This is a genomic window from Mesorhizobium sp. M2A.F.Ca.ET.039.01.1.1 (assembly GCF_003998035.1).
Classification (GTDB): Bacteria; Pseudomonadota; Alphaproteobacteria; order Rhizobiales; family Rhizobiaceae; genus Mesorhizobium.
Genome location: NZ_RZRY01000571.1, coordinates 1 through 4,073 on the forward strand (window position 1 = coordinate 1; position 4,073 = coordinate 4,073).

Consider the following 4,073-nt stretch of genomic DNA (forward strand, 5'->3'; position numbering starts at 1 on the left):
ATCCTGCAGGTTCTTGCCGACCGCGGGCAGGTTGACGCGTGTCTGGATGCCATGCGCCGCAAGCTCGTCCGGCGCCCCGATGCCGGACAGCATCAGCAGTTGCGGCGTGTTGATCACCCCGCCGGAGAGCAGCACTTCCCTGCGTGCGATGACTGTTCGCTCGCTGCCGCGATGGTTTATCGCCACGCCGGTGGCGCGCGTGCCTTCCAGGATGATCTTGGTCGCCGTCGCTTCGGTGAGGACGGTGAGATTGGGCCGCCGCAGGACCGGCCGCAGATAGGCCGACGCGGTCGAGCTGCGCCGCCCCTTGGAGATCGTCATCTGCAGGCGGCCGAAGCCTTCCTGCCGCTCGCCATTGTAGTCGTCGGTCTGCGGGTAGCCTGCCTGCACGCTGGCCTGCGCAAACGCCTCGATCAGCGTGTCCTTGTAGCGGCAGAACTGGGTATTCACCGGACCGGACCCGCCGCGAAAGCGACTCTCGCCCCCTTCCCAGCTTTCCTGTTTCCGGAAATAGGGCAGGACCTTGTCATACGACCAGTCGCTTAGCCCGCTGGCGGCCCAGCGGTCGTAGTCGCCGCGATTTCCGCGCACATAGGCCATGGCGTTGGTCGACGACGATCCGCCGATGACCTTGCCGCGCGCGCACTCGACCCTGCGCCCGCCGACATTGTCCTCCGGCTCGCAGAAATACATCCAGTCGTGCCGGCGCTCGGTCAGGATCTTGCCCCATCCAAGCGGTATGTGGATCATGGGGTCGCGGTCCCAGCCGCCGGCCTCGAGCAACAGCACCGAGCATCCCGGATCGGCGCTCAGCCGGTTGGCGAGCACGCAACCGGCCGATCCGGCCCCAACGATGACATAGTCGTAACTTTGCGCGTGCTGCATGATGCGTTTCATTGCCTTCGTCCGGCGCCCGGGGGCCAGTGAACTGTTGAAACCGAGCCTGGAAATCCCGGCACGGGCCGGGATCGCCTAGTCATTCCACAAGGCGGCCGGCACTAGAGCAGGCCAGCCTCTCTCAGGCGCTGCGACCAGTGGTTCCACCCGCGGTCGATCTGGGCGCCGACGAGCTTTCCCGCCGTCTTGATCTCGCCCGGCGACAGATACTTGATCGTGCCGATCTGCAGGCCGGCCGTGAGCGCCTTCGCTTCCTGCTCGAGATAGAAGGCGCGGAAGACGACCTCGCGCACGGAGTTGCCGACATTGACGACGCCATGACGCGCCATCAGGACCACGGTGCTGCCGCCGAGGCTTTCGGCAATGTCCGCGCAGACATCGGGGCTGCCGCCGAAGAGGTCCGTTTCGTCGCCGTGCTTGTCGCGGATCTCGTACACCGGGACGGACTCGCCGATGAAGGCCCCCATGTGGGTGACCGGCCGCAGCGGCGTGTCGACGAAGCAATAGGGCAAGACGGCCGGCGAGTGGGTGTGGAGCACGCACTGGACGTCCGGCCGCGCCTTGTAGATTTCGCTGTGAATATAGCGCTCCAGATAGGAGGGCCGGTTATCCGGCGTCTCGCCGTCGAGATTGAAACGCTGGATGTCGTCGACGGTTATCAGGCTCGGCGCGAGCTTCTGAGCCAGAAAGAAGCTTTCGGGGTCCTCGGGGTCGCGGGCGCTGATATGCCCGAACGTGTCCATGATGCCTTCGTGCAGAAGTATCTTCGTCGCCGTGACCAGCTCTTCGAAGACCTTCTGGCGCACCGGGTTGTTGTCTTTCATTCCAATTCTCCCATTACGCGGCGATGGCGGCCATTTTTATTCTTGTTGTCGGCCGCCCGCGCCACGGTTTCACTTGTTCTCGTAGATGCCGACGATCCGGTTCTGCTCGATGATGTTCCCGGCATATTTCTGCAGGAACTCTTCCCTGGCGGGGGTGCCTTCGACCTTCGTGTCGAGCGCATAGATCCAGAAGTAGTAGTGATGCTTGCCATGGCCAGCGGGCGGCTGCGGCCCGTAATACTGCTTGTCGCCCGCGCCGTTGGGTCCGACGCGAAATTTTTCCTGCGCGTCCGAAAGATCGGTGGTCGAGGGATCGATGCCGTAGACGACCCAATGCGTGAAACCATTGGCCAGGGGCGCGTCCGGATCATGACAGATCAGCGCCAGTTCCTTTGTTCCTGCAGGAACGCCGCTGATGCTGAGCCTGGGCACCACGTTGCCCTTGTCGCCCGCGTGCTCGTCGCGCAATCTTCCGAGCGGCTGGAAATCCGCCGACGTAATCTTGAGGTCCTTGATGTTCAGGGGCATTTAATCTCGTCCTTCAGCAATTCGAGCGAACTAGACGCCGGCCTTGAGGTCGGCGACGGATTTGCCGCCGACGCGCTGATGCACGCGCGGGCCCGATGCGACCGCAACGCAGATCAAAAGCTCGTCCGGGCGCGGCGCGTCCGGCACCGAAAAAGTGACGGCGTCATAGTGGGAGCGGATGTAGAGCTCGTCCTTGTGGGCAAGCGGAATATCGATGGTGGTGCCGGCAACGGCGACCTTGCTGACCGACGAGATCCAGGCTTTGCCGCCGCCGACCTGCTGGCGCAGCGGATCGCCAAATACGGTGGTGATGCAGGCGACCACATGCTCCTGCTCTCCGGCCGTGCCCGCGATACCGCCCTTGCCATAGCTCTCGACCGGCCTGTTGCCGAGCAGCGCCACGGCACGTTCGCCGAGCGCATGGCCGATAGCCGAACTCGGATTGGTCAGATCGGACAATTCGGCGACGTACTTTCCGGCGAACGGATTGCGTATGACGACGCCAGTCGCGACCTTGACGAGGGTCTCGCCAGGCGTGCCGCCGTCATGCCGGCTTTCTTGGACCGAGGCGTACCATCCCCTGACATCGTAATCCCGCTCGACTTCACTGGAATAATTCATCTCTATCTCCTGAAGGGAGCGCGCATCTTTCGCGCGCCCCGATTAATTCTTGGACCAGTCCGCCCGAGCCCTATTGCGGCCACGAGTAGACACGGCGCAGCGGGTCGAAGCGCGCGGCTTCGAGCGCGGCCGGCGTGAACATGTTTCCCTTGGAAAGCGAGCGGTTCGCCGCATAGTCGCCGGAAAGGGCCTGGCAGCGATCGGTGATCGGGCGAATACGCGTCTCCCAGGCGACGAGCGCATCCTCGACCGAAGCGCCCTCCTCCAGGTCCTGCGACAGGCTGAAGGCGTTGACCATCGCGCAGCCGGCGCCCTGGGCAAGAGCCGGGCACATCGCATGCGCGGCGTCGCCCACCAGCGCCACCTTGCCTCTGGTCCAGCTGTCCAGCTTGTTCGTCTGATACGTGTCGTACCGCGCAGTCTCGAGCTTCGCGGCTTCGACCAGGCATGGCTCGAGGAAAGGGAACATCTCGACCCAGACCTCGAGGTCGAGCGGAACTTTCGACCCACGCGGATCGGCGGCCGGCGCCATCAGACCCAGATACAATTCGTTCTCGTTGCAGGGCGAATAAAGGATACGCTGGACGCGCGGCCAGAAGTTCCACATGTCGATGGTGTTGTCCCACTCGCCGTGGCCGAGTTCCTTTTTCTTGCGCGGGACGATCAGCCGGATAATTCCATCCTTCGACGTCCAGCGGTCCTGCTTGAACCCTATGGAGTCCCTGACCTTGGAGCCCACGCCGTCCGCTCCGACGATCAGGTCGGCTTCCAGAACCTCGCCGGTCTGGAGGGTCAGGCGGCCTTCCGGGTCGGCCGCGACCGCCTCGGAATCGACGCGAATATCGACCCCCAGGGCACGAGCGCGGCTGACGAGAGCATCGTGCAAATGGCTGCGCGTCATGATGCGCCAGGGAAGGCCGTTGAACGTCTCCCTGGAGATCGACTTGTTATGCATCCAGGTTTCGTAGGTCGGAGGCGTATGCGACCCCTGGAGAACATCGTCCAAGGCGCCCAGCCCTTCGAGCACGCGAAGGCCATTGTGCCAGAGATAGATGCCCGCGCCGAATGCCCGCAGTTCGGAGCTTTTTTCGTGCAACCTGACGTCCCAGCCGTTCTGCTTGAGAGCGATGGCGGCCGTCAGGCCGGCGAAGCCCCCACCGGCGACCTCCGCGCGACGCGTCTTGCCCGGAGTTTTGTTTACAT

At 63.7% G+C, this 4,073-nt stretch carries 5 protein-coding genes; all 5 read right to left on the reverse strand.

Annotation, left to right across the window (positions count from 1 at the left end):
• Window positions 1-885: GMC family oxidoreductase N-terminal domain-containing protein (locus tag EOA24_RS29455; protein WP_189354331.1), on the reverse strand; the 885-nt coding region annotated here is incomplete at its 3' end.
• A 113-nt stretch (window positions 886-998) separates the two neighbouring features.
• Entirely contained in the window at window positions 999-1,721 is a 723-nt protein-coding gene (locus EOA24_RS29460) for a class II aldolase/adducin family protein (RefSeq protein ID WP_126081804.1), read from the reverse strand.
• Between the two features lie 69 nt (window positions 1,722-1,790).
• The gene (locus tag EOA24_RS29465) at window positions 1,791-2,249 is read right to left on the reverse strand and encodes a YbhB/YbcL family Raf kinase inhibitor-like protein (protein WP_126081803.1); all 459 of its coding nucleotides are present in this window, start codon (window positions 2,247-2,249) and stop codon (window positions 1,791-1,793) included.
• 30 nt (window positions 2,250-2,279) lie between these two features.
• Window positions 2,280-2,870 (reverse strand): amino acid synthesis family protein, encoded by a 591-nt coding sequence (locus tag EOA24_RS29470; protein ID WP_126081802.1) that lies wholly within the window; start codon window positions 2,868-2,870, stop codon window positions 2,280-2,282.
• Between the two features lie 70 nt (window positions 2,871-2,940).
• Window positions 2,941-4,073, reverse strand: a 1,133-nt coding sequence (locus tag EOA24_RS29475) for an NAD(P)/FAD-dependent oxidoreductase (protein ID WP_210213613.1), incomplete at its 5' end; no start/stop codon positions are given.

Bases quoted from the DNA above. Each gene is read 5' to 3' on its own strand.
- EOA24_RS29460 (WP_126081804.1), bottom strand. From the start codon at position 1,721: ATGAAAGACAACAACCCGGTGCGCCAGAAGGTCTTCGAAGAGCTGGTC.
- EOA24_RS29465 (WP_126081803.1), bottom strand. From the start codon at position 2,249: ATGCCCCTGAACATCAAGGACCTCAAGATTACGTCGGCGGATTTCCAG.
- EOA24_RS29470 (WP_126081802.1), bottom strand. From the start codon at position 2,870: ATGAATTATTCCAGTGAAGTCGAGCGGGATTACGATGTCAGGGGATGG.